Annotated in this window: 4 protein-coding genes; all 4 read right to left on the reverse strand. The window is 57.1% G+C overall.

All coding sequences use genetic code 11. The features are described 5' to 3' along the window. Positions 1-104: 104 nt before the first annotated feature. Positions 105-389 carry a head-tail connector protein gene (locus tag CRO22_RS18335; RefSeq protein ID WP_097071580.1) on the reverse strand — a complete coding sequence of 95 codons (285 nt, stop codon included), beginning with the start codon at positions 387-389 and terminating at the stop codon, positions 105-107. Positions 390-842: 453 nt separating this feature from the next. Next, a complete protein-coding gene (locus CRO22_RS18340; protein WP_217991932.1) occupies positions 843-1,844 on the reverse strand; it encodes an SDH family Clp fold serine proteinase in 1,002 nt (333 codons plus the stop codon). Between the two features lie 134 nt (positions 1,845-1,978). Further along, positions 1,979-2,239 (reverse strand): hypothetical protein, encoded by a 261-nt coding sequence (locus tag CRO22_RS18345; RefSeq protein WP_097071581.1) that lies wholly within the window; start codon positions 2,237-2,239, stop codon positions 1,979-1,981. Further along, positions 2,232-2,576 carry an HNH endonuclease gene (locus CRO22_RS18350; protein ID WP_097071582.1) on the reverse strand — a complete coding sequence of 115 codons (345 nt, stop codon included), beginning with the start codon at positions 2,574-2,576 and terminating at the stop codon, positions 2,232-2,234. Before CRO22_RS18350 ends, CRO22_RS18345 begins: the two co-directional genes overlap by 8 nt. Positions 2,577-2,651 lie beyond the last annotated feature (75 nt).

Genomic DNA, 2,651 nt, shown 5'->3' on the forward strand with positions numbered 1-2,651 from the left:
CTTGCACCACCGCCGGGCGCACCGCTTCGAGCACCGCATCGGGGATCGACTCAAGGCGTTTGGCAAGCCGGGCGGCCTGCGCGTTCAGATCGAAGCCCGCCATGTCAGACCACCCACGCCCGATGTGCTTGCAAGAGTTCATGAACGCCAAAGGGCACCGAGGCGGGCGACGTGCCGCTCAGCGCGGCCTCGCGGGTCTCATACCAGAAGGCGGCGAGCATGAGCACGGCTTGCCGGATCGTCGCCGGGAGAGGATCGGGAAGGCTCGCGCCGGTGAAGCTCGCGGCATAGGCTTCGGCGGCGTCGATCTGGTGCGACAAAAGCGCATCGTCGAGGTCATGATCAAGGTTGAGCTGGGCTTTCAGCTCGGGCAGCGTAACGGAAGACATACTCGAAAACTCGTCAAGAAAGGTATTTGTTACAATGTAACATATACGCTCAACGAGTTGAAGAGTCTCCGAAAAAGTTATTTAGCGCCCATCCTGCGCGGACCTCCCCCCGCCGGTCCGGGGAGACGTGGAAGTTGGGAGGTGGCCCGGCGTTGCGCTCACCAGTCATCACCTTTGGCCTGACATGTGGCTAAGCTTATAAAACGCAAAAAGCGCGCCTCTGGGGCGCGCTCAAGCAAACGATGAAGGGCGCCTCAGTTGGCACCCTCTTCCACTATGCCTTCAACAAGCTGTGTTCGAAGGAGAAGAGTTGCATGGCGGCTCAGTTCAGCCACCGAGCCCGGCACGCTCGAAGTGTTTGCGTAGAAGCTCTCACAGGCCGAGGATGTCCATGTTTTCCCAGCGTTCTCAAATGAATAGTTTGCTGGTGACACTTCATATGCCGATTTCATTTCATGCTACCTTTCTCCAACCCTCAAAGTTTCTAGAGTCCTGAATGCCGATTTGCGGTATGCCGTTCTGGGGGATCTGAACTTTTGAGATCACACCTTCAGACAAAAACTGATGGCTTCCATGCGCAACGCTCTCGATGAGCACGCGGCTGCATGAATAGTTACACTGAGCCGCCCCTGCAAGCTCAGTATCGGGGCTGAACGGACTTCGCGACTTCAGAGCGTCTGTCACATGATGATGCAATACTTTTAAGATTGCGTAAAGTTCCTCGGAAGCGTTCTCGATCGCCAGCCCCATGCTGCGAGCCTCTCGCCTGTTGATCGTGTGATCATGACTACCAGACTCGCTGCATAGAAAAGCAATGATTGCCTCCCGTTTTTCATCTTCAACTTGCTGATGCGCCAGCAATCTTTTTGCCAAGGTTCGAATCTGAGATCGCGTCCGGAAGATCTGCCCAAGAACTAGCGGATGGATCTTCTCAGACAAATTGTTCCAAACGGTTGCCAGAGCGGCCGCATCAGTCACTTTCAGCTGCTCTTGGACTACATCAAGAAAACCCTGCACAGCCTCAACGCTGACAGGAGCTCTGTGTGAAGGCCCTCCGCCGGGAATTAGTGGGTTAAGTGGCCCATTGAGGCTCGGGTCGATCGGCCCCAAAGATGCCTGCTTCGTCATTACAATGCGGTTGGCTCCGAGTGAGATCAGCGTTCCCGAACTGAGAGCTTTTCGGGGAACGATCACCTCCAAGTCATTGCAAAACGTGCGAAACAGGTTGACCAGTTGCCATGCGGCGGCCGTGTCGCCGCCATTCGTGTGAAGAATGAGGCTGATCTTCTCCGTAGGCCACATTGCGTCCAAATGATCGACAAAGAAGTCGATCACATCAGGCGCGATCTGAGCCTCCATGCCGGGCCTATCGCTTGTCGCGTATACTAAAACCTTCGACTCACGCGCTTTTTCGATCTTCTGATACAACGCCAAGCGATCCGCAAAATCCGGCAATGGTTCCTCCAATGCAAATTTTTACAACATTTAGTCCGATTTGCTTCTGGTTGTATAGCTGTTTTTATCACGTCCTAATTGTGCGCCGCATCGTGAGCTTGCCCCGTCCGAACGTCATGTGGAACCGATTCACCTCAGCCGCTAGCTGCTAGGCGATCCACCTTCTTCCGCACCCTCTCAATCACCGCCCACATGTCCACCCCGGCCAGTGCGCAGACCATCGCAAGGTCGGCGCTCGGCCGGGTCAGGTAGTCGCGGGCAGATTCCTTGATCCGCACCTTGTCATGTGCCGTTGGCGTGTGGCGTGGTCCCTTTGTCGCATCTTCAACAGTGCGATAAAGCACCTCACACCATAGGTTTCGCTCGGGGTTCCAGCGCGACGGCGCCTCAAACATTGCCCGCCCGCTCTTGCCTCTGCTTCACCCGATCATGGCAGGGCTTGCAGAGGGCTTGCCAGTTGTAACGGTCCCAAAAGAGCGCCTTGTTCCCCCTGTGCGGGGTGATGTGATCGACCACGCTCGCCACCGCCCCGCAGATCGCGCAACAGGGGTGGCAGATCAGGAACGCCGCGCGCTCTTTCTCCCAATCCGAGGTGTAACCCCGTTCGCGTGCCGAAGGGCGTTTCGCATCATGGCGGCGCTTGCGGGCGCGGTCGGCGTCTTTCTGACAGGTGCAGCGCTCGCCATGCGGCACAAGGCGGCCACAGGCGCAGATATGGGGTGGTCTCGGCATGATCAGCCTTTCGCTTTCAGCCGGTGCAGGCCCTCGCGGTCGAAAGCCGGGTCGAAGCCCAGCTCTTCGATTTCG

It is taken from the genome of Rhodobacter maris (assembly GCF_900217815.1).
Classification (GTDB): Bacteria; Pseudomonadota; Alphaproteobacteria; order Rhodobacterales; family Rhodobacteraceae; genus Rhodobacter; species Rhodobacter maris.

Excerpts from the sequence above, each read along its gene's own strand:
- CRO22_RS18335 (WP_097071580.1), bottom strand. The coding sequence starts at position 389 with ATGTCTTCCGTTACGCTGCCCGAGCTGAAAGCCCAGCTCAACCTTGAT.
- CRO22_RS18345 (WP_097071581.1), bottom strand. The coding sequence starts at position 2,239 with ATGTTTGAGGCGCCGTCGCGCTGGAACCCCGAGCGAAACCTATGGTGT.
- CRO22_RS18350 (WP_097071582.1), bottom strand. The coding sequence starts at position 2,576 with ATGCCGAGACCACCCCATATCTGCGCCTGTGGCCGCCTTGTGCCGCAT.